The 24,572-nt window shown below is 50.3% G+C and carries 26 protein-coding genes and 1 tRNA gene; 10 read left to right on the top strand and 17 right to left on the bottom strand.

The annotated features are described in order from the left end of the window. Window positions 1-49 precede the first annotated feature (49 nt). The 3 genes from AC5JO6_RS10540 to AC5JO6_RS10530 all read right to left on the bottom strand — a co-directional run bounded on the left by AC5JO6_RS10540 (window position 50) and on the right by AC5JO6_RS10530 (window position 2,213). Window positions 50-553 carry a chemotaxis protein CheW gene (locus AC5JO6_RS10540; protein WP_496081017.1) on the bottom strand — a complete coding sequence of 168 codons (504 nt, stop codon included), beginning with the start codon at window positions 551-553 and terminating at the stop codon, window positions 50-52. 4 nt (window positions 554-557) lie between these two features. Beyond that, on the bottom strand, window positions 558-935 hold the full coding sequence (locus AC5JO6_RS10535) for a response regulator transcription factor (RefSeq protein WP_496081016.1): 378 nt from the start codon (window positions 933-935) through the stop codon (window positions 558-560). 210 nt (window positions 936-1,145) lie between these two features. Further along, the gene (locus AC5JO6_RS10530) at window positions 1,146-2,213 is read right to left on the bottom strand and encodes a response regulator (RefSeq protein ID WP_496081015.1); all 1,068 of its coding nucleotides are present in this window, start codon (window positions 2,211-2,213) and stop codon (window positions 1,146-1,148) included. Window positions 2,214-3,302: 1,089 nt separating this feature from the next. Between AC5JO6_RS10530 and AC5JO6_RS10525 the strand changes: the two genes are divergently transcribed. Further along, window positions 3,303-3,473: an IS1/IS1595 family N-terminal zinc-binding domain-containing protein gene (locus AC5JO6_RS10525; protein ID WP_496081014.1), complete on the top strand. Its 171-nt coding sequence runs from the start codon at window positions 3,303-3,305 to the stop codon at window positions 3,471-3,473. 312 nt (window positions 3,474-3,785) lie between these two features. On the opposite strand, the gene AC5JO6_RS10520 is transcribed toward AC5JO6_RS10525, so the two are convergent. Together AC5JO6_RS10520 and AC5JO6_RS10515 are read right to left on the bottom strand one after the other, a co-directional pair. Further along, window positions 3,786-4,370 carry a hypothetical protein gene (locus tag AC5JO6_RS10520; protein ID WP_496081013.1) on the bottom strand — a complete coding sequence of 195 codons (585 nt, stop codon included), beginning with the start codon at window positions 4,368-4,370 and terminating at the stop codon, window positions 3,786-3,788. Between the two features lie 239 nt (window positions 4,371-4,609). Continuing rightward, window positions 4,610-4,732 carry a hypothetical protein gene (locus AC5JO6_RS10515; RefSeq protein ID WP_496081012.1) on the bottom strand — a complete coding sequence of 41 codons (123 nt, stop codon included), beginning with the start codon at window positions 4,730-4,732 and terminating at the stop codon, window positions 4,610-4,612. Between the two features lie 36 nt (window positions 4,733-4,768). Here AC5JO6_RS10515 and ypfJ point away from each other — a divergent pair, with 36 nt between their 5' ends. Continuing rightward, entirely contained in the window at window positions 4,769-5,626 is an 858-nt protein-coding gene (gene ypfJ / locus AC5JO6_RS10510) for a KPN_02809 family neutral zinc metallopeptidase (RefSeq protein ID WP_496081011.1), read from the top strand. Window positions 5,627-5,682: 56 nt separating this feature from the next. Here ypfJ and AC5JO6_RS10505 read toward each other — a convergent pair whose 3' ends face one another. Beyond that, window positions 5,683-7,497 carry a response regulator gene (locus tag AC5JO6_RS10505; RefSeq protein WP_496081010.1) on the bottom strand — a complete coding sequence of 605 codons (1,815 nt, stop codon included), beginning with the start codon at window positions 7,495-7,497 and terminating at the stop codon, window positions 5,683-5,685. Here AC5JO6_RS10505 and AC5JO6_RS10500 point away from each other — a divergent pair. Both AC5JO6_RS10500 and cysE read left to right on the top strand, forming a co-directional pair. Continuing rightward, window positions 7,496-7,642 (top strand): hypothetical protein, encoded by a 147-nt coding sequence (locus AC5JO6_RS10500; RefSeq protein ID WP_496081009.1) that lies wholly within the window; start codon window positions 7,496-7,498, stop codon window positions 7,640-7,642. The two genes, AC5JO6_RS10505 and AC5JO6_RS10500, sit on opposite strands and share 2 nt — an antisense overlap. Before the next feature lie 33 nt (window positions 7,643-7,675). Continuing rightward, window positions 7,676-8,491 (top strand): serine O-acetyltransferase, encoded by an 816-nt coding sequence (cysE, locus tag AC5JO6_RS10495; RefSeq protein ID WP_496081008.1) that lies wholly within the window; start codon window positions 7,676-7,678, stop codon window positions 8,489-8,491. Between the two features lie 87 nt (window positions 8,492-8,578). Here the strand turns inward: cysE and AC5JO6_RS10490 are convergent, their stop codons facing one another. Further along, a complete protein-coding gene (locus tag AC5JO6_RS10490) occupies window positions 8,579-9,229 on the bottom strand; it encodes a glutathione S-transferase family protein (protein ID WP_496081007.1) in 651 nt (216 codons plus the stop codon). Continuing rightward, window positions 9,226-9,519 carry a hypothetical protein gene (locus AC5JO6_RS10485; RefSeq protein ID WP_496081006.1) on the bottom strand — a complete coding sequence of 98 codons (294 nt, stop codon included), beginning with the start codon at window positions 9,517-9,519 and terminating at the stop codon, window positions 9,226-9,228. Before AC5JO6_RS10485 ends, AC5JO6_RS10490 begins: the two co-directional genes overlap by 4 nt. A 75-nt stretch (window positions 9,520-9,594) precedes the next feature. On the opposite strand from AC5JO6_RS10485, the gene AC5JO6_RS10480 reads away from it, so the two are divergent. Together AC5JO6_RS10480 and msrB are read left to right on the top strand one after the other, a co-directional pair. Continuing rightward, entirely contained in the window at window positions 9,595-9,747 is a 153-nt protein-coding gene (locus AC5JO6_RS10480; RefSeq protein WP_496081005.1) for a hypothetical protein, read from the top strand. A 274-nt stretch (window positions 9,748-10,021) separates the two neighbouring features. Then, window positions 10,022-10,429 (top strand): peptide-methionine (R)-S-oxide reductase MsrB, encoded by a 408-nt coding sequence (gene msrB / locus AC5JO6_RS10475; RefSeq protein ID WP_496081004.1) that lies wholly within the window; start codon window positions 10,022-10,024, stop codon window positions 10,427-10,429. Between the two features lie 163 nt (window positions 10,430-10,592). On the opposite strand, the gene AC5JO6_RS10470 is transcribed toward msrB, so the two are convergent. Continuing rightward, the gene (locus tag AC5JO6_RS10470; RefSeq protein WP_496081003.1) at window positions 10,593-11,855 is read right to left on the bottom strand and encodes a DNA replication/repair protein RecF; all 1,263 of its coding nucleotides are present in this window, start codon (window positions 11,853-11,855) and stop codon (window positions 10,593-10,595) included. A gap of 159 nt (window positions 11,856-12,014) precedes the next feature. After that, on the bottom strand, window positions 12,015-14,855 hold the full coding sequence (locus tag AC5JO6_RS10465) for a cation-translocating P-type ATPase (protein ID WP_496081002.1): 2,841 nt from the start codon (window positions 14,853-14,855) through the stop codon (window positions 12,015-12,017). A gap of 132 nt (window positions 14,856-14,987) precedes the next feature. Between AC5JO6_RS10465 and AC5JO6_RS10460 the strand changes: the two genes are divergently transcribed. Both AC5JO6_RS10460 and AC5JO6_RS10455 read left to right on the top strand, forming a co-directional pair. After that, window positions 14,988-16,172: an AAA family ATPase gene (locus AC5JO6_RS10460; RefSeq protein ID WP_496081001.1), complete on the top strand. Its 1,185-nt coding sequence runs from the start codon at window positions 14,988-14,990 to the stop codon at window positions 16,170-16,172. A 618-nt stretch (window positions 16,173-16,790) separates the two neighbouring features. Next, entirely contained in the window at window positions 16,791-17,333 is a 543-nt protein-coding gene (locus AC5JO6_RS10455) for an FHA domain-containing protein (RefSeq protein ID WP_496081000.1), read from the top strand. 98 nt (window positions 17,334-17,431) lie between these two features. On the opposite strand, the gene AC5JO6_RS10450 is transcribed toward AC5JO6_RS10455, so the two are convergent. From AC5JO6_RS10450 to AC5JO6_RS10425, 6 genes are all read right to left on the bottom strand, one after another. Then, window positions 17,432-19,444 carry a ribonuclease catalytic domain-containing protein gene (locus tag AC5JO6_RS10450; protein ID WP_496080999.1) on the bottom strand — a complete coding sequence of 671 codons (2,013 nt, stop codon included), beginning with the start codon at window positions 19,442-19,444 and terminating at the stop codon, window positions 17,432-17,434. 158 nt (window positions 19,445-19,602) lie between these two features. Continuing rightward, window positions 19,603-19,818 carry a 30S ribosomal protein S18 gene (rpsR, locus tag AC5JO6_RS10445; RefSeq protein ID WP_496080998.1) on the bottom strand — a complete coding sequence of 72 codons (216 nt, stop codon included), beginning with the start codon at window positions 19,816-19,818 and terminating at the stop codon, window positions 19,603-19,605. A gap of 102 nt (window positions 19,819-19,920) precedes the next feature. Next, window positions 19,921-20,115: a 50S ribosomal protein L33 gene (gene rpmG / locus AC5JO6_RS10440; protein WP_496080997.1), complete on the bottom strand. Its 195-nt coding sequence runs from the start codon at window positions 20,113-20,115 to the stop codon at window positions 19,921-19,923. 47 nt (window positions 20,116-20,162) lie between these two features. Next, window positions 20,163-20,690: an RDD family protein gene (locus AC5JO6_RS10435; RefSeq protein ID WP_496080996.1), complete on the bottom strand. Its 528-nt coding sequence runs from the start codon at window positions 20,688-20,690 to the stop codon at window positions 20,163-20,165. A gap of 136 nt (window positions 20,691-20,826) precedes the next feature. Further along, complete coding sequence (locus tag AC5JO6_RS10430; RefSeq protein ID WP_496080995.1) at window positions 20,827-21,654, bottom strand: low-complexity tail membrane protein; 828 nt, start codon at window positions 21,652-21,654, stop codon at window positions 20,827-20,829. A gap of 177 nt (window positions 21,655-21,831) precedes the next feature. Further along, complete coding sequence (locus AC5JO6_RS10425; protein WP_496081050.1) at window positions 21,832-22,095, bottom strand: hypothetical protein; 264 nt, start codon at window positions 22,093-22,095, stop codon at window positions 21,832-21,834. Window positions 22,096-22,618: 523 nt separating this feature from the next. Here AC5JO6_RS10425 and thrC point away from each other — a divergent pair. Next, the gene (gene thrC / locus AC5JO6_RS10420; protein WP_496081045.1) at window positions 22,619-23,656 is read left to right on the top strand and encodes a threonine synthase; all 1,038 of its coding nucleotides are present in this window, start codon (window positions 22,619-22,621) and stop codon (window positions 23,654-23,656) included. A gap of 169 nt (window positions 23,657-23,825) precedes the next feature. On the opposite strand, the gene folB is transcribed toward thrC, so the two are convergent. Then, the gene (gene folB / locus AC5JO6_RS10415) at window positions 23,826-24,200 is read right to left on the bottom strand and encodes a dihydroneopterin aldolase (RefSeq protein ID WP_496080994.1); all 375 of its coding nucleotides are present in this window, start codon (window positions 24,198-24,200) and stop codon (window positions 23,826-23,828) included. Window positions 24,201-24,408: 208 nt separating this feature from the next. On the opposite strand from folB, the gene AC5JO6_RS10410 reads away from it, so the two are divergent. Beyond that, a tRNA-Gly gene (locus AC5JO6_RS10410) sits at window positions 24,409-24,480 on the top strand. The last annotated feature ends 92 nt before the right edge of the window (window positions 24,481-24,572 follow it).

The raw sequence follows: 24,572 nt of genomic DNA, 5'->3' as shown, positions 1-24,572 counted from the left end.
AGTGCAAGAAGGTTTAGCAAAACGGGTTGACCAAAACAGTTCAAAAAATTTACGGTACTGACGAATTGTGTAGAACAGGCGACTGTAAAAGGCTCAGCGCGTCCAACACAAACCAGATTTCTTGCTCTTGCAAAACGCACCCACGGAGATACGTCAGCAAACTTGATGCCACATGGCTAGGCGGTGGTTGAATTTGATCCGGTGTCATCCACACCATGCCCTCAACCTGTTGCACCACGACTCCCAGGGAAATCGTTCCTGGACGAACGATGACCAGGGTGTGCTGCTGTGTGTTTAAGTCCAGCGATGGTGTCCCTAGCAGTCGCGTCAGGTCAACCACCCATAGCACTCGGCTCCGGCGATTCATGAGTCCAATGATGCAAGCAGGCATATTTGGCATCGGTGTGAGACGATTTGCCGATAGCACTAACACTTCTTGTACCTGCTTCATTGGCAGTACAACAGGCGTTTGTGGATCAAGCAAAAACTTGAGATACGCCTCACCCAACGAATGTAGACGGCTAGTAGGTAGTGTTAGCGCTGATTGCGTCATTGGTTTAACCCACGATGGCTTTAACGGCGCGAACTAATTGCTCGCGGGTGAAGGGCTTCGTCAGGTAGGCATCGGCTCCCTGCTTCATCCCCCACAGACGATCGATTTCCTGATTCTTAGAAGTGCAAATAATAATGGGCACTTTTTCAGTAACTGGATGCTTTTTTAAGCTGCGACAGAGTTCAAACCCACTCATTCCTGGCATCACAACATCTGTAATGATGACATCTGGTTTTTGCTCGATCGCTTTGCTTAAAGCCTCTTGGGCACTCACGGCATTGATCACGGTATACCCACTTTCGCGCAGGTAATGACTCATTAATTCCCGCTCAGACGGCGTATCCTCAACCACCAAAATCGTGATCATCAGCGTTAAGCTCATACAGTTCCTCTTTATAGAATGCGGATGGGAAGTTATTGGTTTTTAGTTGTTGGTTGTTAGTTTTTAGTGGACGAGAATCAGGAGCCAAGAGTTGATAGGCTAAAGGCTAAAAAACATATGGCTGCCTAACTCAACACTTGAAGCTCCGAGCTTAGAACTCAACACTCAAAACTCTTTTCTTCTCCCTCGCTAACAACTAATAACCAACAACTAACAACTCAAGTGCTTGAACACAATCTTCAACAAATCTGATTGCGTAAACGGTTTAGTCAAGTAACCAGAAGCACCAACAAGTTTTGCTTTAGCGCGATCGATAAAGCCAGTGTTTCCTGTCACCATGATGATAGGCGTGTTTCTAAAGGTAGGATGTCGCCGCAGCAATGAGCACAACTCGTACCCATCGAGGTTTGGCATTTCCACATCCAACAAGACCAAATCAGGCTTGCTACGTACCACCTGCATTAAGGCTCGTACTGGGTCATTGACCATGACAATGGCAAAGCTTGTGTCGTCTAAAAAGCTATTAATCGCCTGCAAAACAGTCGGACTATCGTCAACACAAACGATCGTATAGGTTGCTTTAAGAGACACATTTTCTGGAGGTCTATCTTTCTTGTTAGCGGCTGCGACAGCAGCACTAGAATCTCCAGGTGACAAATTGATTACTGTAGACGCTTGAGTGCCTCTCTTTTGGGCTACAAAATCAGGACGATTGCTTGGTGATGGCACTAACGGTTTGGCAACTCGTTGCTGTCGCAAACGCTCTTGACAAAATTCGACTAGCGGACGTAAATCAAGTCGATAAAAGCTCGGAAATTCGTCGAATTTTTCTTTTTCAATCAACTCATAGCTACCCTCTTGCACTAAAAGGAAAGACTCTATCACTTCTTTTGCCAGCTCTTCAATTAACCCAGCCGCTTGAGCAGATGTAAGGTGTTGTTGCTCAACCAACCAGCAGAGTGCCCGATAATCAGAGCTAATTTTCGATCGCATCTCTGGCGCACTTTCAAAGAGCAGGCGCACTTGCACCCTTACTGGACTCACCAGGTTTATGACTTGACGACTAAGCTGGCGCAAATGACGATCCAGACGCTCAAAGCGATCGATGGAAGAAGACGCATAAATCAGTTCGCCCTGGTCAAGATAAATCGACCAAACACCCGCATTACTAGAGACATGCAAACATCCACTGATCTGACGGCTTTTTGCCTGTGCTAGTAGACTTAACGGGTGAAGTTTTTGAGAGGGCTTGTGGTCAACCATAGAGATGGTATTCATGATGGTCAGCTCTGATTCATTTAGGGAGAGTAGCTAAAAGAGTAAATCGTGCCAGAACGCGTTCGCTGTATCTCGCAGGTGATGGTAATTGTTAGCTGATACGGGAGAAATAGAGAGTTAATGTCATTTTTAGACAGAGTACTCTATGTATAAAACAACTACAGGTCTGAATGCTTTCTTCGACGCTGAAAATGCACTAAAGGCTTCAGTTAGCTTAGGCACTAAACGATTAACTGCAGGCAAGATTTTGACTTGTGAGCGTTTCACCAAGCAGCGATCGTGCAGCCTCTTTCGTTCAGACTGATATAGATTCGATAAATTTGAAATCTTTCTATTCACTAAATTGACTATATTTTTGAGCACCAATGGGTCGCTCAAAAATACACATCATCTAAAGTTGAAAGTAAGTAGGTAGCCACAATTAATTGTGAGGAAGAGGTTTGGGGGCGTTGCCCCAAGGCAGCTTTCGGCTTGAGCGCTCAAGCCGAAGGGGGTTCCACCCCCTCCATCCCCAAAATCATCTTTAGCTTTAATTACGCCCAGTAACTTATCGTTTTGCAAGCCGTGTTTCAAGAGGAATAGTCTGGGAGGTAAATGCAGTCGAAATGGATTGAAGTGGTAGAGCAGCAACCTCTTGTAACTGGTGATACTTGAAACTATTAATGCTTGCTTAAACTAGTTTTAAGATCGACAGTTTCCTAGTTAACACCGAGCATATACGAAAAAACAGGATAAGCATATAAAGTAGCGATGAAGAAGCATGTGAATCTATAAAGCTTAAATAATTTTAAGTAATACTTTAAAACTAAGAAGTAGGTATTCAAAAATATATCCTGTAAGCATAATTATTTTAGCTGTAGATTTTTTCAGTCAAGTAAATAAGCCCTTCTAAGAGGTTGTTGAACAGTCTGGCGCTAAAACCGCAGTCTTGTGAAGAAAGTTTGCTGCTACAGACTACGGAGCAACAGGGGTTTTGCAACCTGCGTTGGCAGGTGTTTTTCGTGTAGCCGCGACTTCAGTGTCTAAAGTAAGGAATATCTAAACTTGGTAGTCCTAAAGATGTAAGGATGAATCAGATCACGTTACCTCATGTGTTTGATGTCGATTGCTCTGACACCCTGTCCTACTGGTCAATCAACGCACACGGTCAAAAAGGGCAAAAGCTACAACGGCAAACCAAACTTTAAGTGCCGCGAGTGTGGCAGACAGTTGGTCCAAACCCCTAGCCCAAACGCCTTGAGGTGGCGACGAAAACCTTGAGCGACCAGCTTGGATTGGAGCCGATCCCTTGAGCTGGCATCGCAAGATGAGTGGGTGTTTCAGAGCCTTGGCTGCCAAGCGATGTGCATGACACGGCGGACGTGCCTCAACCGATCGCGGTGGCGGTTCAAAAAAAGGGCATTTGACGATTCAGTGTGACCAGAGGTGGTACTGGGTCGGCAACCAGGGGAACAAGCCGTGGATTGGGCTTGCTTTCGCTGTGCCAACACGAGCAATGGTTGGGGTGCCTGTTAGGACTACCGTTTTATACTTTATTTGTTCCGCCTACTTAGTGATCATCGCCATAGCCTGCTATGACGACGGCTGAAAAATGGTCTTCCAGGCTTTGACAGTATCTTTGCCGATTTCGGTATCTTTCGTTCTGCCGTCGTTCCACACCAGCCGAATCATAACTTTTCCGGGTGGTGCATTGGCAAGCGCTGCGGCTAAATCTGGTGCAACCGGACCGCTGGTGTAGGTGTAAAGTTTGCCCGCGATCGCAAGACTGATCGAGTCTGGCACACTTTCAGTAAGGTAGTAACGATAGACCGGGTCGATACCAGACGACAGCCCTAAGCCGAGACCAAAGCCTCTTCTGTAGTGTCCAAAGCCAAAGCCCCCAAAGCCAGAGTGCCCAAAGCCCGCATCGTAACCAATCAGCCTCGACCCGATGCGGTTGTAGGTGACACCAATGCCGCTCTTTGACCAACTGCTAACGAAAACAAAGCCAGAATTATAGTTGCGATCGTAGACGATTCTGCCGTCAAACGGATTTTCGACGACTTTTGACCAAGCCACATTGTCATGGGCTTCGACCGCCGCTGGTGCTACTGCCAAAGCTGGGTAAGCAGTGCTAACGGTGAAGCTTAGTCCCAATCCCAGTAATTGCCACTTCACGCGGATACCTCCGTGCCATCTCACTAATGTTGATTTGCTTTGGTAGATGTAGAGCCGTTCAGAGCCTTGCGAAGGCGTTGCGATCGCCTACCTCTACTTATTGTGAAAGATTTGTTCCACTCTCGGCAACACCAAAAGGGTTGAAACGTGGGGGATGAGGCTGTAAAGTTTCTACCTTCTGCCTCTTCGCGGAAGTGAGGGGTAAGGGGTGAGGGGTGAGAAGAGAGAGGTGAGGAGTATTAGCTTCTGCCTCCTGCCTTCTGCCTTCTGCCTTCTGCCTCCTGCCTTCTGCCTTCTACAAGCTCTAGAGTTGTTTTGTTCGTTGCGGTTCTGGTAGCATTTGAACCATGTAAGACAGCCATGTACCACCTTAAACATCACATCACGGGGAAGACGCTATGAAATGGAGCGACATGCGCCGCAGTAACAATGTGGAAGACAGTCGAGGCGGGTCTGGTGGCGTTCCTGGAGGTGTTGGCGGTGCCAGCATTGGTGGTGTGGTCATTGCGGTCATTGCAGGTCTGATTTTTGGGGTTAACCCTTTAGAAATCTTGAGTTTGATGCAAGGTGGTGATGTTGCCCCCGCACCTCAACGACAGGGACAGCCAATACAGGATCGAGACTCAGACTTTGTTAAAGCCGTGTTGGGCGACACTGAAGATACCTGGAACCGCATTTTCAAGCAACAGTTAAATGCAACGTACCAAGCGCCAAAGTTAGTGCTCTTTAGCAGTAGGGTTGATTCAGCCTGCGGGTTTGCGAAGGCAGCAGCGGGTCCATTTTACTGTCCGGCTGACGACAAAGTGTATCTGGATATGGCGTTCTTTAAGCAAGTTCAGGCGACGGCTGGAGCGGATGCTGATTTTGCGCGTGCGTATGCGATCGCCCATGAAGTCGGTCATCATGTGCAGAACCAGCTTGGCATCTCAACCAAAGTCAGACAACTGCAATCGCGCTCAGATAAGGCAACGGTCAACAATCTGTCCGTTCGCCTTGAGCTTCAGGCTGATTGTTTTGCTGGTATTTGGGGGCACTACACCGCTGAGCGCAACTTAATCAACGGGCAAGATGTGAAGGGTGCGATGAATACGGCTGCTCAGATTGGTGACGACTATTTGCAAAAACAGTCTAGCGGCTATGTTGTACCAGAAGCCTTTACGCATGGGTCGTCTGAACAGCGGGTCTCGTGGTTCGATCGTGGTCTAAAATCAGGTAGCCTCAAACAGTGTGATACGTTTAGCACTAGCAAATCATGACATTTGGCGGTTTGTAGAATCGTTGACGGTGGTTGATCGTTCAGCGCTTTCGCTGTTCAATTCACGATCGCTGAAGTTGGATCAGTGGTTTCTCGATCGCTACCACCCTGCAAAGCATTACTAGCAGAGGAAAACTGCACCTTAAAGGTTGTCGCCTCCTTGGCGCTTTCCAACTCAATGTTTGCCCCAAGACAGTCTACCAACTTCTTCACTAACGCCAGCCCTAACCCTGTACCGCCGCGTTTCCAGGGGTCGTGATGGGGAATACGATAAAACTTATCGAAGACGCGTGCTTGTTCGCGTTCAGGAATTTCAACGCCTGTATTCGTCACGCTAATTTGCAAACCGTTTACCGTCTTTTGAGTCGCTACGACGATCGACTCCCCAGCCGGAGTGTATTTGCAAGCATTATTGAGCAGTTCAGTCAGAATGCGCTCCAGATAGGATTGTTCTGTCGTTAACGCTGGCAAGTCAGGAGTGATATTGAGCTGCAACCGTTGCTGTTGGCTTGCGGCGCGATCACTGAACGGCTCTGCAATGACTGGAATCCACGTTGCTAGCGCAATGGTCGTCAGCGTCAGTGACTCCGCTTCAGCATCCAGACGGGTCAAGTCAAGCAAGTTAGTAATCAAATCAATTTCTCGCTGGCATTCGTCGTGCAAAATTTGCAGGTAGCGATCGACGGCTGCGGCTTTGGGTTGAGTCTGAGTTTGCCACTCTTGATGCTGAGTTTGAAGTGGCTCTGGCGCTTGATCATCCTGTTGGAGCATTGTGTTTAAGCCAGGCTCAGCCCTCTTGAGACTAATTTCTAGCATGTGAATCGCCATCTTGATGTTCGCCATCGGAGTACGAAGTTCGTGAGAAACCGTACTGAGAAAATCGTCCTTCAGTTGATTGAGCTGTTCTAGCTCGCTGACCTGAGCTTGCAGAGCTTGACAAAGACGTGACTGCCGGAGGGCGATCGCGCACTGATTTGCCACCTGCTGCACCAGGCGAATATCCTGTTCTGTAAACACGTACTCGCTAGGGCTAATGAGCCACAAATCACCGAGTACTCCCTGGTCGTCCACAATGGGACAGGCAAGCATGGCAACACGCCCCCGTTGAGGATTTGGCAGCAGAGAGCAGAACTGAAAGTATTGTCCCTGTAAGAGTTGGCTGTAACCCTCTTCAAAGTTATCCATCTGCAAAACGCGACCCTGGATCGGAGTGAGAGAGGCTGCATATTCGTACAGAACTTTGGCAGAATGCTGCTCCAGGTTGTAGAGCGCCGCGTTACAGCTTCTCACGCCAACCGCGATCGCAAGCTCCTGCACGGCTGCTTGCAAAATTTGGGTTTCGTCCAGGCTGTCACGGACGCGATCGGTAATGCGCTTCAAAGTCGCTTCAAAATCAAACGCCAGTTGCAGTTGAGCTGTGCGCGTCTGCACTTGCGCCTCTAAGTCAAGACTGTATTGCTGAAGCTGTTGTTGGAGCGTCCGAATGGTCAGTTGATGCTCAACCCGCGCCAACACCTCTTCTGCCTGAAACGGCTTTGTGATGTAGTCTACACCGCCCACTTGGAACGCTTTTACCTTATCAAAGACGCTATCGAGAGCACTCAGAAAGATGACTGGAATCTCACGCACTTGCGGTAGTGCTTTTAACTGCTGACAGAGTTCGTATCCATCCATTTCCGCCATGCGAATATCAAGCAAGATGAGGTCAGGTAGCGCTGCCTCGACTGCTTTGAGAGCCAGCTTGCCGTTCAGTACCTTTCGCACTGCATACCCTTGACGACTGAGCAGCGCTGACAAAACACGCAAGTTGTCCGGCATATCATCGACAACCAGGATGTTTTTTTTCGTAGCAATCTCGTGATGCTGATTCATGGAGGTCGATGACACGGCTGATCAGGGCAAGCTGAAACGTACCAACCAGCTTACTGAACTTAGTGTGCCCAAGATACCAGCATTTCTAGAAAATGCTGGACTTCTCCTCTATACGCCCATTGAAGGCGCGCAGACGCTAAAATGAGTAGGATTTGTTTTGCTGAAGGGCTTGTCTCTTGTGCTAACTACCCTCATTGCCGACTTTCGCATTATTTTTGAGCGTGATCCGGCTGCCCGCAACTGGCTGGAGGTTTTATTTTGCTATCCAGGGTTGCAGGCGCTCGCGTTTCACCGCTGTTCTCATGAGCTTTATCGGCTGGGTTTGCCATTCATTCCCCGCTTGATCTCTCAGTTAGCACGCTTTTTAACGGGCATTGAAATTCACCCTGGCGCGCAGATTGGGCAAGGTGTTTTTATTGACCACGGCATGGGTGTGGTCATTGGTGAAACCGCGATCGTGGGCAACTATGCGCTCATCTACCAGGGTGTAACGCTGGGCGGTACGGGCAAAGAGAGTGGGAAGCGGCACCCGACCCTGGGTGAAGATGTAGTGGTGGGCGCGGGTGCCAAAGTGCTAGGCAATATTGAGATTGGCGATCGCGTCCGCATTGGAGCCGGATCGGTTGTGCTGCGTGCGGTGCCATCAGACTGCACGGTCGTTGGGGTGCCTGGTCGCATTGTGCATCGATCGGGCGGACGCGCTGATCCCCTGGAGCATGGACGCTTACCTGACTCAGAGGCGCAGGTCATTCGGGCGTTGGTCGATCGAATCGAATCGTTAGAGCAGCAACTTCAACTACTGCAAACTAAGCAGTCGCTCAACGAATCCCTTTTGCTCGTTTCAACTACCTCAAGAGCGTCCAATGGCGATCGTGGAAGCGATCAAGGGGTTGCTACCGCTGAGCACACTGAACCGTCTGCTGACGCTATTTCTCGCAGTTGCCGCCTGCGTGACAAAGTAATCGAAGAGTTTTTGGACGGTGCCGGGATCTAGATTTAATTACTGGAGGCATTGACCGTCGGTTTGTTACCTGTAACGAGCCGACGGAAGGATGTAGCTGATCACATGACCCGACGATCGCTACCGTTCAAAAGCGGGTAGCGTTTCGACTTCAGTTTTAGCCGCTTGGAGCCACTCCTGCATCGCTGGAAGTGCCAGTATCGACTCGACATACTGCTGACAAACATCGTCTAGTGGCACCTCGTAGGTGACGAAACGTAGCGCGACAGGGGCAAACATGGCATCGGCGATTGTAAACTGACCAAACAGCAGCGATCCGTCTGCACCAAACGTTTGACGGCAATTGCGCCAGATGATGGTGATGCGATCAATGTCCATTTGCACGTCAGATGTCATCCCTTGACCAGGAAGCCTGGCGCGGCAGTTCATTGGCATATTGTGACGCAGAGCCTGGAAACCAGAGTGCATCTCGGCACTAATCGCACGGGCGATCGCACGGGCTGGTTTGTCTGTAGGCAACCAGTGAAGTGTCGGCAAACATTCAGCGAGATAGTCCAGAATGGCAAGAGAATCCCAGACGGTGATAGTGTCATCCAACAGCACAGGTACTTTGCCTGCCGGAGAATAGCGCCGAATGTGTTGGCTTGACTCCGGTTTGTAGAGGGCGATTTGCACCTCGTTGAAGCTCACATCCAATTGACGCATGGCTAACCACGGACGGAGCGACCAGGACGAATAGTTTTTGTTGCCTATAACCAGTGTAAATGTCATTTTTGGTAGCGACGCTCCTCAAGCCACGCCCGTATCTCGGCTTCAGAGCCAGCGGAAGTCGATCGTCCTGTTGCAGCGTCGTAAGCTTGCCAGTAGCGGTTGCCAAAGCGATCGAGGTGCTGCCAAACGTGCAACGTCTGGGCGTGAGTCAACAGATGAACCAAACGTTGCCAGAAGTCTATTTTGGGGCAAGAAACGACTGTAGAGGGTTCGATCGTGCTTGCAACAACACTCAACGGATCTAATTTCAAACACCGTTCTAATTTCAAACATTGTTCAGCATGGTTCATTAGAGATGCTCCTAGAATGAACGGGATGATGACTACGCTATCAATGCTTGGAATAACAATCAAACGACAGCATGTATGGTTTCTATAAATAAGATCTATAGCAGTCCTAAATCAGTTGTGAGCGGCACTGAAGCATTGAGCGGTCAGCGGTCAGCCGTCAGCGGTCAGCCATCAGCGGTCAGCCGTCAGCCGTCAGCCATCAGCGGTCAGCCGTCAGCTTTTCTCTAATCGCTGATCGCTCAATGCTGAGTGCGACAAGTACGCTCAAACTTAGCTATATCTGGGCTAAACACCTCTTCTCCAAGCGACCAAAGAGGGCCATCTTACTTTAAGGTTTGAGCGATCGCGGGTTGCTAAGCCAGTTTGTGCCTTTAAGCTGATTCACCTGGGCTGCTTCATCAGCAATGATCTACGTAGAATAGATAGACGAACTTTGATCGAGACCAGTGCTGTAGTCGTCAGCGCCGCCTTTCCATCACGCTACTTCTCCAGGAGATCGCACATGACAACCACAAACCACGAATTTGAAATCCAAAAAAATGAGGACGAGTGGCGCAATGCTCTAACGCCAGAACAGTTCCACGTTCTGCGCCAGCATGGTACAGAACGCGCTCGTACTAGTCCTTTGGATAAAGAGTACAGCAACGGCACCTATCTTTGCGCAGGTTGTGGCTTACCCTTGTTTACGTCTGATACTAAGTTTGACAGCGGTACAGGCTGGCCCAGCTTTTTCAAGCCGATCGATGGTGCAATTGAAACCACAGTCGATCGATCGTTGTTTATGACCCGCGTTGAAACTCATTGCAGTCGCTGTGGTGGGCACTTGGGGCATGTGTTTGAGGACGGTCCTAAACCGACAGGGCAGCGGTATTGTATGAATGGTGCTGCTCTGAAGTTTATGCCAGGTTAAGAACCCAATTCGAGAAGCCTTCGTTACTGATCCGTAGCGAACTAGTAGTCAGTAGTCAGAGAGCAGCTAACTGCTGATAGCTGAGCCAAGCATGTGTAGTTGTTCTCTAGAAAACTTAAGATCGCCGATCGACAGAACCCGCTACAACCAGCCTCTAGAGCCTCTAAGCGCCTGCTGTTAACTGCCCTTGTTTGACCGAGAAAATCTGTGAAGAATACAGCCACTGGGCATCAAACGAGCCTAGATGTGTTGTGGTGATCAGCGTTTGGTAGCGGTCTTGAATGGTTTCGAGTAGATGATTTTGGCGATCGAGATCAAGTTCTGCCAGCACATCATCCAGCAGCAGGAGCGGTGGTTCGCCAATGACTTCTTCAATCAGCTTGAGTTCGGCAAGCTTGAGCGCCAGTACCAACGTGCGCTGTTGCCCTTGAGAACCATACTGACGTGCCGATGTTTGGTTGATCGTAAATTCCACATCATCCCGATGGGGACCGACTAACGTCGTGCTTTGGTACTGCTCGGCGATCGCCCGTTCCTGAATTTTTGCCAAAAACGCTTGCTTCACTGATTCCGGCTCATCTTGTTCTAAAGCGACATTGGGCGCGTAATTAATTGCCAACTCTTCCGTGCTACCGCTGATTTCACGATGCCAGCGCTGCGCCAAGGGAGCCAGTCGCTGCAACACTCTGGCACGCCGCCGAATCACACGTGTTCCCGTCGCTGCAAGCTGAGCATCCCAAAGCGCAAGCTCAGTTTTATTAAAGGCTTCAAGGTTTCGATCGAGTCCGTCAGAAAAGAGATCGTTGTCACCGTCCTCAGCTCTCTCAAACTCTGCTTGCTGACTGCTGACTGCTGCTTGCTGACCGCTGACCGCTGACTGCTGACTGCTGACTGCTGACTGCTGACCGCTGACCGACCGCTGATTGCCTTTCAGCAACGCATTCCGCTGCCGCAACACCTGGTTGTATTGCTGCAAGATATGAGCATAGACAGGCTCCAATTGAATGAGCAGAGAATCCAGCCAGTTGCGTCGCTGATCTGGTCCACCACGCACCAGATCTAAATCCAGGCTGGAGAACTGCACCATATTGAGAATGCCCAGGAAGTCAAGCTGGCGACGGACGGTTTCGCTGTTGATGGCAACTGTGCGCCGACTGTTGACCCGCAGAGTAAAGGAAAGGTCGATCGAGCCAACATCTCGCTCTAGCTGTGCATCTACGCGTGCGCTTTCTTTGCCCGTGTAGATCAAGTCACGATCGCGCGACGTGCGATGCGATCGTAACGTTGACAGCAGTTCCACTGCCTCTAGCAAATTGGATTTACCCTGAGCGTTGTTGCCCAACAAGATTGTCTTGGGCGCACCAAACTCCACCGCTTGATCCACGTAATTGCGAAACTGTCGAAGGTGAAGCGTTTTGAGATACATAAGCCGTCAGCTATCAGCCGTCAGCCGTCAAAAGGCTAGAACATCGATCGTCGAGGGAGCGCACCAGCGCTGATTGCTAACCCTCGTCCCCAGCCCTTCTCTTTAGGGAGAAGGGCAAATTGGTGATTCGTCCTTTCATCCAACAACGCCGATAGTCACTTACCGCCTTGTCTTGGCAAACCACCGATACGCCAGTTTTTCCAACTCTACCCAGACGAACATGAGTGCGCTGACACCCAGGCAAATGCCAAGTTCAGAGCCGCTCAAATAATGGGTGTTGAAGAAGCTACGCATAAACGGCACATAGACCAATGCTAGCTGCAACAGCGAGGTGAGAAACACGGCTCCCAAAAGGAACGGATTGGAAAACGGGTTCAGTTCAATGGTCAAACGTGAATTAGAACGAATTGCCAGAGCGTGACCCATCTGAGCAATACATAAGGTTGTGAAGACCATTGTTTTCCAGCGATCGCCGTTCGGGTCTTCCGCAGTAGGGTTGGCATGGGCATACCCATACGACCAGGACATGAGAGCGATCGCCAAAATTGCCAGCACAATCCCAATCCGAATCATGTATGCACCTAGACCGCGCGCAAAAATACTTTCACCCGGATCGTGGGGCGGACGTTTCATCACGTCCGGTTCTGCGGGTTCTACTGCCAGTGCCAGTGCGGGTAGACCATCGGTGACAAGGTTCATCCAGAGGATTTGTAGCGGCGATAGCGGTACACCACCTAAACCCAAAAGCGGTGCAGCTCCAATGGTCAGCAGTTCGCCAATATTGCTACCCAGAATGTACTTGATGAAGCGCCGAATGTTGGTGTAAACGACCCGTCCCTCTTCAGTAGCAGCCACGATCGTAGCAAAGTTGTCATCCAGCAGCACCATGTCGCTGGCATCTTTACTTACGTCGGTGCCCGTAATTCCCATGGCAATGCCAATGTCTGCTTGCTTTAGGGCAGGGGCATCGTTGACCCCATCACCCGTCATCGCAACTATGTGACCTTTGCGCTGTAGCACCTGGACGATTCGTAGCTTATGTTCGGGCGCAACGCGGGCATAAACGCTGACATCCTCGACCTGATTCGCCAATTCTTCCAGGCTGAGCCGTTCCAACTCACGACCGCTGAGGGCACGATCGCCCGGTTTTGCAATCCCCAAATCTTCGGCAACTGCCTGGGCGGTCAATTGATGGTCGCCCGTAATCATGATGGGACGAATGCCTGCGGAGCGGCAGCGGGCAACGGCATCGCGGACTTCAGGGCGAGGTGCATCCAGCATTGCGACTAAGCCCAACCAGATTAGCTCACGCTCTGTCGTTTCATCGGAGCCTTCGGGGGGAATGTCAGTCAGTGGCTTACAGGCAAAGCCAAGGACGCGCAGCCCTCGACCTGCCATCTGGTCATTCTGGCTCAAAATCAGGCGACGCTGTTCATCTGTAATTGCCTGTGCTGCGTCACCAACTTGAATCTGCGTACAGCGCTCTAAAATCAGTTCGGGCGAGCCTTTAGTAAACATCATGTAGTGGGATGTGTTACCAGTCAGAGTGGGATCAGCGTCTAGGACTTCTGCGATCGCGCTCATGCGTTTGCGCTCAGACGAAAAGGGAAATTCAGCCACACGCGGCAGCTTGCTTGCCCATTGATCCTTCTCAAACCCTGCTTTGCCTGCTAGTGTAAGCAACGCTCCTTCTGTGGGGTCGCCTAGAATAATCCATGCGCCCTTATCCTCCTGCAAAACAGCGTCATTACAAACGGTGCAGGCAGTCAGCAAGTTTAATAGTTCTGGCTGTTCTTGCGGATCGAGCGTGGCTTCAGCTTGAGCATCAACCAATGCAAATTCTCCAGTGGGAGCGTAGCCGTCACCCGTGACACGCAGGGAGCTACTGCTGGTGTGCAATAGCTGTACGACCATTTTGTTTTGTGTGAGCGTCCCCGTTTTATCAGAACAAATGGTGGTAACAGAGCCAAGAGTCTCTACAGCAGGCAGTTTGCGAATGAGTGCTTGTCGTTTCACCATGCGCTGCGTACCCAAGGCGAGGGTAACAGTGATGACGGCTGGAAGACCTTCGGGGACGATCGCCACTGCCATACTCAGCGAGACTTCCAGTAGTTCCTTCCAGCTACCAACGCCCAGGTGAAGGATGCCACCCACTACCACTAGGGCGACCAACGCTAACGCGCCTGTTACTAGCACTTTGCTCAGTAACGCCATGCGCTTTTGCAGCGGTGTGGGTTCCGTTTGAACCGATTGAAGCATCGTGGCAATGCGCCCTAGCTCAGTCTGCATCCCCGTTCCAGTGACAACAACGGTTGCCCGTCCCTGGAGCACTTCTGTACCCTGGTAGACGAGGTTAACGCGATCGCCTAACGGGGTATCGGTTGGCAGTTCGGCATCAACGCGCTTGTTTACCGCCTGTGCTTCACCCGTCAGCGCTGATTCTCTGATTTGCAGATTTGCCGCATCCAGCAAGCGACCATCGGCTGCAACCTGCACCCCTGCTTCTAAAAGCATGACATCACCGGGCACCAGGTCTTTTGAGTCTACTTCAATCGTCTTCCCATCCCGAATAACTCGCACTCTGGACGTTGCCAGCTTTTTCAGCGCTGCCAGATCTTTTTCTGCCTTGCTCTCTTGAAAGTAGCCTAAGAGACCGTTCAGAATGACGATCGCAAAAATGGCGATCGTGTCTTTAAACGGAATCTCACCTGGATCGAGCTTGCCTGCTCTCCAATCGAAGAAATCGAGCGCACCAGAAATCAGCGCTACCGCAATCAGCAGCAGCAGCATAATGTTGGTGAACTGGTCTAATAGAATTTCCCAGGTGCTGCGTCCCCCCGTTTCCACTAACTCATTTGAACCGTACTGCTCAAGATGGGCGGCTACTTGCTGAGTCGTTAAACCAGCTTGGCGATCGCTCTGAAATTGCTCTAGAGTCTGATGCACACCCAGCGTATGCCAGATCGCTGCAGTGTCAGGTGAAGGCGAGTTTGCAATCATAGTCAACTAATGGTGAGGGACGGCGAGGAGTGTTATAACACCTATAGCACCTGATCATAGTGCCTAAAGCAACTAAGCGGCACTATTAAATAGTGTAAAGGCGATCGTACGAAAACCGAAAAAAATCTCACGATGGTTGTGAACCCGTTTAAGCCACAGAATCTCATTGGTAGACAAAGCGAGTTGCAACAGGTCAGCCAAATCCTTGCAGCGGACGGTGATTTATTACTTGCTGGAGTACCCGGTAGTGGTCGTCGTACACTGCTGCGTCATGCTGCGCGTGCTGTTGGCGCTAGGGTAATTGAAATTGACTGTTTGCGTGCGACTGATAGCAATCGCTTCCTCCAACTCCTGACTGAAGGTATCATTGCGGCTTTTCAGTCATCGACCGAGTTAGGGTTGATTCAACAGTGGAGTCAGGATCAGCCAATCATTTTAGAGATGACAGCGAACAGACAGGCGCGACTTGTCTGGCATCCCACGCCAAAAAACGAGTGGGTACTGTTTCAAAGTTTGCTGGCGCTGCCACAAGCGATGGCAGAATGGCTTGACTGTCGTGTCGTGCTGGTCTTTCTAAACTTTGCTCACATTCGCTCCTGGGATCGATCGGAAAAGTGGCAAAGCTATCTGCGCCAGGAAATTCAGCAGCAAACGCAGGTGAGCTATGCGCTAATTGCCACTGTGGCAGAAAGCTGGGTGCAAGACAGCAAGGTCGAAGTCATCTTCCTTGAACCACTGGAAGAGGCAGAGCTGCGTCCGTGGATTGTTTCGGTGCTGGCAGCAGAGGGACTTCGGTTTGAACCTGAAGGTCAAGCATTGGACTTATTTCTGGCGTATGTGCAAGGGCATGTTGGGGATGCGATTGCCCTTGCCAGGCGGGTCTGGCTGGATCGTCATGCGTTTGAGGCGTTGAACGTGCCAGCTAAAGCCTTCAACCCAAAGCACTCCTCTAGCCACCTGAAAGAGCATGAAATCGCATATTACGCCAAAAACCAAGCGCTCAATGCTTACGTTGTCTATCCTCACCACGTCTACCGCAGCACCCTGGCACTTGTAGAAGATCTATCGCTGACGTTTGAGTCCTTAATTCTGCTACTGCCGCCCAGTCAGGTACGTGTCCTTGAAAGCCTTGCGCTCGACCCAACTGACAGTCCCCATTCGCGAGATTATATCCAGAAGCACCAGCTTTCTAGAGGCGGCGGACTTCAGGGTGCTCTAGCAAGTCTAGAACAAAAAGGGCTGGTATATGGACCAGACTACGGCTACCGTATTACGATGCCGCTGTTAGCTTTTTGGCTTAAGTATCATCTTGCTTGAGAGCTTGCTAAGAAATAACGGCACATTTTGGATCAGCTATGAGCTATGAGCTATCAGCTATGAGCTATGAGCTATCAGCTATCAGCTTTTCACTGACGGCTGAAGGCTACAGACTATGCTGTTATTTCTGCACAACTCCTAAGAGCATCTTACTTAAGGGCAAGCTCAGTAAAGTTACTGAGTGCCGAAGCTGACTGCTCATCATCACAAGGATATGCAGCGTTAACGGGTTGCGTAACAGCGATCGCTGCCTTCTCTCGTTAATTGCATTACGCTCGACGCAACAGCGTTGGAATGCTGTGGTAGAGCGTTTTCATCAAAATTTTATAAGACACCCTGGTTTTTAGGCTTCTAGAAGGAAATTTTCATACCAGCTTAAAGAAGCGACATAACTTCAGTACCTGTATGAAGGCTGTAACAAGTTGCCTTACTTCACGGTTGTCATCCTCTTGCGGTGTGTTGTTTAGTCTACATAATTACATTGATCACCCGTAAGGGGGAGCCATCATCCTACCGTCAGCAGACCCAACTGCTTGCACTGAACTGATCAGGGTTTTAGGGTTTAACGACCCAGCTTTAACTCTTAATGCAAAGAAGTTGTCTTTCCAGATAGGAATCATGTTGAATCTGAAGCCCTCCAGTGACTCTAATCGACGCGCACTCAAATTTCTAGAGAAAAATCCTTCACTCTCTCAATGCCTGCTTGAAGACTGTGGTCCCAACCTCAGCCAAGTAGCAACTATTATTGAACCTGTTTTAAATGCTTCTAGTCGCTGTGAAGTTAGTTCTTTTTACATTCAGGCAGTGACCACTGGACGCACTGCTTTTTTGACGACTAACTTACCGGACGATCGCGCGACGCATGTCACTTCAGTGGGTGCCAGTTGGTTAATTGGTCGCAACAGTACTTGCTCAATTGCAATTAAAAGCACGTCCATTTCCCGTTGCCATGCCGTTATTGGGCATTGTCCCGATCGCGGCTTCTATATTATGGATGTGGGCAGCAGCAACGGTACCTTTGTCAACTGCCGTCGTTTGGCTCCTCTAGAGCAGCGCTTGTTGAACGATGGCGATTTGGTTGAGTTGAGCCATACCCGCGTTGAGTTTTTCATCTCTGGTCAAAGTGGTCGCAATCCTGCTCACCAAGACACACAGGTTTAAATCTCTAGACAGATAGGTGCTCTAGCCACAATGATAGGGCACCTTACAGACTATCCACTCTAAAACCGATCGCTCGATCTAACAGCAAACGTACTGTCCTAATTCTTTGCTTGAGCTTCCTGATACATCATTTCTTGAAATTGAATGATGTCTTGTTGGGGATCAGCATGGCTGACTTTGAGTTCCAGGCGATCGCCCGGTGTTACAGGTCGGGTAAAGCGCATCGGCAGCTCAATGCCCAAGTCTTCTAGAAGCACTAAGCCAAGGTTCTCGTGTTCTCTAAGCCAGCGAAGCATTAAAGCATCCCAGACTTCATCTGCATTGCGCCGCAGAAACTCTAGCCCCCAATAGCGATTGGTCTGACGCTCTACAAGAACAGCTTCGTAGGCAGCCGAACTAATGCTTAAGATCAATTCTTTCATCACTTCGGCAGAAAAGGGGAGTGCGGCACCCCGGAGATGTGCCTTGATCTGAAAGTGCGCTAACAAATCGCTGTAGCGACGAATCGGTGAGGTCACCTGGGTGTAATTATCCAGTCCCAAACTGGCGTGGCGAGCGGGAGTGATGCTCAACTCACTGCGAGGCATACAGCGCCGAATCGCACAAGAGCGCACTGGTCCTGAGGGGAGTTGCAGCAGTTCTTCTTCAGACGGCAATTCGGGCTGCGGCTGGTGACGAAACGGCAGCGGTAGATTGTATGCTCGACCATAGTGAGCCGCAACCTCACCCGTTAAAATCATCATCTCCGCCACAAGCTGACGCGCTAACGAATCGTTGAGCACTTGAATCGTAATTTCATCGTCATAGACTTTAATCGACGATTCTGGCATGTGAATACTGATTGCGCCCTGAGACTGTCGCCATACTTGACGACGCTTTGCCCACTTTGCGATCGCCTCTAGCTCTGACTCTGCCTGCACACCCAGCTCCAACATCTCATCCACATCATCGTAGGTCAGGCGATAGGTCGCCTTGATGAGGCTGGCATAAATGCTGTAGTCCTGAATTGCGCCTTCTGGACTCAAAATCACGCTGAAGCTGAGGGCACAGCAGGTGCGCCCTTGCACCAGGCTCATCGGTCCTGTAGCTAACTCGGTCGGGAACATGGAAACCATGCCCGTTGGCAAGTACAGCGTCGTGATGCGGCGACGTGCCTCTAAATCGAGTTCATCACCTGGATGCATCCAACGAGTCGGGTCGGCAATGTGAATCCACAGTCGTTGGACACCATCAGCAAGGTATTCCAGGCTCAGACCGTCATCGATTTCGAGCGTGCTTTCATCATCAATGGTATAAACCTTGAGATGGGTTAAATCCAGGCGATCGGCATTCAAGTCAGGCGGCGGAGAGGTCAGACAACGATGTGCCACATCCAGTACCCTGGGAGGAAAGTGAACTGGAATCTGACTGCGACGCAACGCTAAGTTCTCGTGAGGACTCCATAGCCCTATCTCGACCAACAGTTGAAGCGCAGCCTGGGATGTCTCAGGTCGTTTTAAGTGTAACAGGGTTTCTAGAGCAGAGACGCGCTGAGTCGCCTCTTCACCGAACGTGGCAAATCGTTCAAGAGCGTCCAAACGAGGGCGATCGCTGCTGAGCCATTCAATGGGTTGCCCTGCCAGAGCATGTTCAACTCGTGCCAAAAAGCCTTGCCATTCCTGCTCACGCTGCGCTTCCATGTCAAGCTGATGCTTCAGCTCCAGCACCTGAGCAGTGGGGCGAGGTTCGTAGCGATCGCCCTTCAGCTTAAAGTAAAGCTTGTCATCGCTTAAAAGCCAATGGGCAGCGTAATTAAGAGCTGCATTTTGGTCAGAAAAGAGTAGCAATGCCATTGCTGCCGGGTCAACGGTTTCACCCTCTTCTACCAAAATTTCCCAGGCAACTTCCAGGTTAGACGGATCGATATAGGGCTGAATTTCTTTTAGGAATTGCGGAATGGCAGACGGCTTGTAGTTGCCACCCACTTCATAGGTGATTTGTCGGGGGTGCAACGTATGCGCCTGACCGCGATCATCGGTTACAATCCAGTGCTTTTTGCCCTCTGGACGCTCGGCAACCGCAAGACGACGCTCACCACTCAGACGAAATTCAACAAGAGATCCCTTCTCCATTGAGGTGCGGGGGTAGGATGAAAGGTACAGTGCCAAGATGCTGATTGGGTGGCGATCGATCGCCAGTGCTCAGCTTAGAGCTTCGGATGACCGAAGATGCAGTCTAAAAGAATCCTGTATCCAGTACCCTACACCCTATTCCCTCAAAAACCACCGACTTAGCCTTCCTGGTTCACGAAGGGCAACAAAGCTAAAATACGCGCGCGCTTGATGGACTGCGTAAGGGCACGCTGTTGCTTAGCAGTAAGACCTGTAATGCGACGAGGCAAGATCTTACCGCGCTCGGTAATAAATTTGCGGAGCAGATCAACATCTTTGTAGTCAATGGGGTCTTCGGGCTTGACTGGCGAAACCCGGCGGCGAAAATACGTCATGGTCAGGAATGGTTGTTGGTTGCTAGTGGTTGGTTTTTAGTGAGCCAGCAGGAGAGCGATCACACCAGGAAAGCTGCACCTCAAGGATCGCTCCTGTTGACGTTACTTAATCTCTTTGTGCACTGCATGTTTATTGCAGTGTGGACAGAACTTGTTCAGCTCGATCCGTGCAGTGGTATTGCGACGATTTTTGGTGGACGTGTAGCGAGAGACTCCCGGCGATCGCTTGGCAGGGTTGGTGCGGCACTCGGTACATTCCAGCGTAATTACAATGCGGACACCTTTACTCTTAGCCATAATCCTACAAAATCAGTGAAGAAGAACGAATTACACACAGTCTTTCATTATTTCACACGATCGCCCAGTTGGGCAACCATCCTTTTTAGCTTGATGTCAAGTGAATAGCCTCGATGGGTTTGAATGATCACAGTACGGGCGATGCGATCGTGCCACGCTTGCCGAAATTCGTCGTCCAAAAACGCTAAGCCACAATCGATCACCAGCGGGATCGGTGCTACCAGAATGAAACCATTCGTCGGGCTAAGGTTCACCAAGCCAAGCAAAATGAGCAAACTCCCTACGCCAGTCAGGGTTTCGCGCTTAGTCAGCTCCAATAGACCTGGCATTGCGCGTCGCTTCGGGTCAAGCACTTTCATGTCCAAAGCCCACCGTCCTAAGCTCTGCCCCTGGTTTTTCACCACAAGAACGACTCTCAGCCCGTACCAGCTCAGAAGGTAGAGCGGAATGATGGCACTGGCTCCACCCAGAGCACTTAACAAGGACGCTGCACCAAAATCGATCGCAAATGCCGCCACGCGTCGATCGTTTGGCACCCTGGGAAAGCGCTGGGGCGAACCTAAATCACTACGCATCGGCAAGCCAAAGGAGACTCATCATATTCTAAGCGCGAAGGCGCTTGTTCAATAACAGCCTAAGCGCGAAGGCGCTTGTTCAATAACAGCCTAAACGCGAAGGCGTTTGCTCGGTCACAGCCGCACACCGCATGAATCAAGAAAAATCGGTTTCAGGCTCCGTCTCTAATTCAGTGCGAGGTGTATCTGTTTCGCTCACAACAAATGTCTCCGTTTTCAAAGCTGGATGGTCGATCGCGGTCCCTGTGTCTGACCACATATCATTGGTTAAGGAGTCAGCACTGTCTGTGCTCGTACTATCGCTTTGAAACGGCTCGATCGCAGCTTCAGCAGGCTTTGAGTGAGTTGCCGTTGCTAATGTTGGTTGCACGTCTGGAATCACAGAGGGCAGGATCTGCTTAAGCTGTAGCCCTATGATCGTAAAACTTAGACGCACGTCCTCAAGCGGATGGGGACGCGTTGTTGCAAACGCTGACTCGCTCGATAGCATGACACTAGCCACACTCATGGGCACTTGCACAAAGAGATTGCAGGCAAAGAAGGCAGCAGCGGCTAGCAGTAACCCCAAACCATGCGAAGCGGGCAAGAAGGAAACCGAAGTGACCGCGATCGGTGCAATGTCGTAGATTTTCTCTAGTACAACAAGCAGGGCGATCGCTACCAGTACCGCTAGAATCCTGTTACGAGGCAGTTTGAACAATGTCAGCAAGCGTCGCTGTTCGTCAGTTAGTGCGTCTGGTTTTACACTCGCTGCCATAAGGCTAAAGATGTAGAAGGGACGTTGCCACTGCATCCACAGAATAGGCACAACTCCTATAGCAGCCACTAGCAGAAGCTCTAGCCAAACTGGTAAAAAGGGATCACCTAGCGCAAATCCGATCAAGCACCCCTCTAAAAAAAGGGGAAAGGCTGCCAGTCCTGCAAGGTGAATCCAGAGATAGGGGTCAGACCAGAAAGAGCGCATAGCAAATTTCACTCAATAGAGTCATGTCGAGTATAGAGCTTGACAGGTCGTGCCTTCCTCTTGCTACCGAATGCTCTGCCTTTCACTGTTACCTTCAGCAGAATGACAGCCTCCAAGTATCTTGCCGATCAACCGAATCGCCGTTGAAAGAAGATCAAGAAGAACTCTGTCTATGACTCACCGCACCGACGATGGTGTTGCTAAAGCCTGACGTTGCTGTTTGATGGACTGTAACTGCTGCAAAAGTGAATCGGCTTCCGCTTGAAGATGAAGAAATTTGACTTGCTGATCCAGTTGATACTGGGACTTCATTGCTTCAATCAAACGAGAACGCTGCTGATCAACCACCGCTGCTTTGAGGTTTGGCGCTTGTGTTTGATCCTGCTGCGTTTGATCCTGCTGCGTTTGGGTATCGGACACGCGAATTGGGCTATCAATCATCAGGGCTTACCTAGTCATTTGTACTCACTCACACCGCAGGTATTATCTTAACCTGAACTTTACAGAAAATTGTAATTGGTTACATTGGCAAATTGTAAATTTAAGAGCCAGTTTTCTAACTGGGCAAAACTACGGAATTTAGAAAGCTTGTGTCGATCGCCCTCCTGCAAGACCAGCTTTGACTATCGACGGTTAACTGTGACGCGAGTTGCATAGAGCAATCCTTGAGAGAACTGCACGCGATCAGACCGACGAAGGGAAGGGATGTCAGGCGATCGAGGTAAAATGAGCGTTCAAGGCTAAACTACCACTAACGCCTTTGCCAGCCATCATCTGTTGCTAGACCACCAACATATTGGTTTAACGGCAAAGAGCAGTGGTCAGTGAAATTGCCTTTTACAAACCTGCTTAGTTCGATCGCGTAACTCCTGTGACCATAGCTTTATCGACTGATTCCCAAAGCCAATCTGGACAATCGACTCACCATGCTGGCTCAACGGCGCAAGCTGGCTGGCGTGGACTCATTGAAGCCTATAGACCATATCTACCCGTTACACCTGAGACACCCGTTGTAACGCTGCATGAAGGCAATACACCCCTGATCCCCGCACCTGCGATCGCAGCTCAAATTGGTCGGCAAGTCACAGTTTTAGTGAAGTATGACGGCTTAAATCCAACCGGAAGCTTCAAAGACCGGGGTATGACGATGGCAATTTCTAAGGCAAAGGAAGCGGGAGCAAAAGCCGTGATTTGCGCCAGTACAGGCAACACCTCTGCGGCGGCGGCTGCCTATGCCCGTCGCGGTGGCATGAGAGCGTTCGTGCTGATTCCAGAAGGCTACGTCGCCTTGGGCAAGTTAGCGCAGGCGTTGCTCTATGGCGCAGAAGTAATGGCAATTAAAGGGAATTTTGACCAGGCACTGAGCATTGTACGAGAAATGTCCGAACATTATCCTGTAACATTGGTCAATTCGGTGAACCCCTATCGCTTAGAAGGGCAGAAAACCGCCGCGTTTGAAATTGTCGATGCACTGGGCGATGCGCCTGACTGGCTCTGCATCCCAGTTGGCAATGCAGGCAATATTACCGCTTACTGGATGGGCTTTTGCCAGTATCACCAGGAGCAACGCTGCACGAAACTGCCACAGATGATGGGTTTTCAAGCAGCGGGAGCCGCCCCATTCATTACTGGACAACCTGTGGCGCATCCAGAAACACTCGCAACGGCGATTCGGATTGGCAATCCAGCAAACTGGGAACGCGCGATCGCCGTCCAGCACGCCAGCCAGGGCAAATTCACCGCTGTCACTGATGCCGAAATCCTCGACGCTTACCGTCTGTTGGCGGCTGAAGAAGGCATTTTCTGTGAACCTGCCAGCGCTGCATCTGTCGCTGGATTACTGAAAGTCAAAGAACTGGTTCCTTCTGGTGCCACTGTCGTATGCGTCTTGACTGGCAACGGGCTTAAAGATCCAGATACTGCCATTACACACAGCAATAACCAGCTTCACCAAGGCATTGAGCCAGAGTTGAACGCAGTAGCACGAGCCATGGGATTTTAAGAGAAAGGCTGAACGCTAAAGGTGTAGAGTTTAAGAACTTATTAAAAGACGGGGTCGATCGCATTTCTCTGTGTATTTTTAGGGAGCAAGATACCTCCTAACTGCGTCTCTAGCCCTATGGGTAGTCAGCACTGTTTGACTCCGTAGGGCTTCTATCTGGCTTAGAGTTCTAGCGCGATCGCGTCACCTCAACAACGATGGCACCGCCAAAGTCTGGAATCGGTGCGGCTGGTTTGCACAGCCGTACCTGTACTTGCTGCACAGGTATAGAAGTAGTTAGATCGGCTGAATGTAGCACTGCCTCTGCGATCGCAACTGCCAAGCGCTCCAGTAGCGTAAACTTTGAGGTTTTCACCAGCGTTTGCACCGTGGCAATCACGATCCGGTAGTCCAGGGTATCGCTCAGACAATCAGTTTGCCCAGCTAAAGCCAGGTCTAACCACAGCGTCAGTGCTACCTCAAACCATTGCCCCAAGACCTGCTCTTCAGGCAGAGCGCCTGTATAGCCATAACAACGAATGCCGTTTAAGTGAATGCAATCCATAATTTGAGCCTTAGACCAGAAACGGTGGATGTCAGCAATAACGACTCAGGTTATTAAGCCAACGCTTGCCTTGAACAACATTAAAAATCAGTCTAAGCCAGGAGGTCAGCACGGTTTAAGGTTTTATCATCCAAAGCCTAACGCCTCTTTTGAGAAAGAGGGTTGACAGAATCGTTCTCTTTTGAGAAGCTAAAGATCGTCTGAATTCGCGGGTGTGGCTCAGTGGTAGAGCGTCACCTTGCCAAGGTGAATGTCGCGCGTTCGAATCGCGTCACCCGCTTACTCCCGAAAAAGGCAGCTTCTTTAAAGGTAGTGATTTGTCCTCAAGTCTCTTGCCATGCAGCGTTGTTCTACAACGTTAGCTGTCACCCA

The organism is Tildeniella sp., from assembly GCF_059505325.1.
Note: the sequence above shows the minus strand (reverse complement) of the source record. Positions and strands in the feature narration are given on the sequence as shown.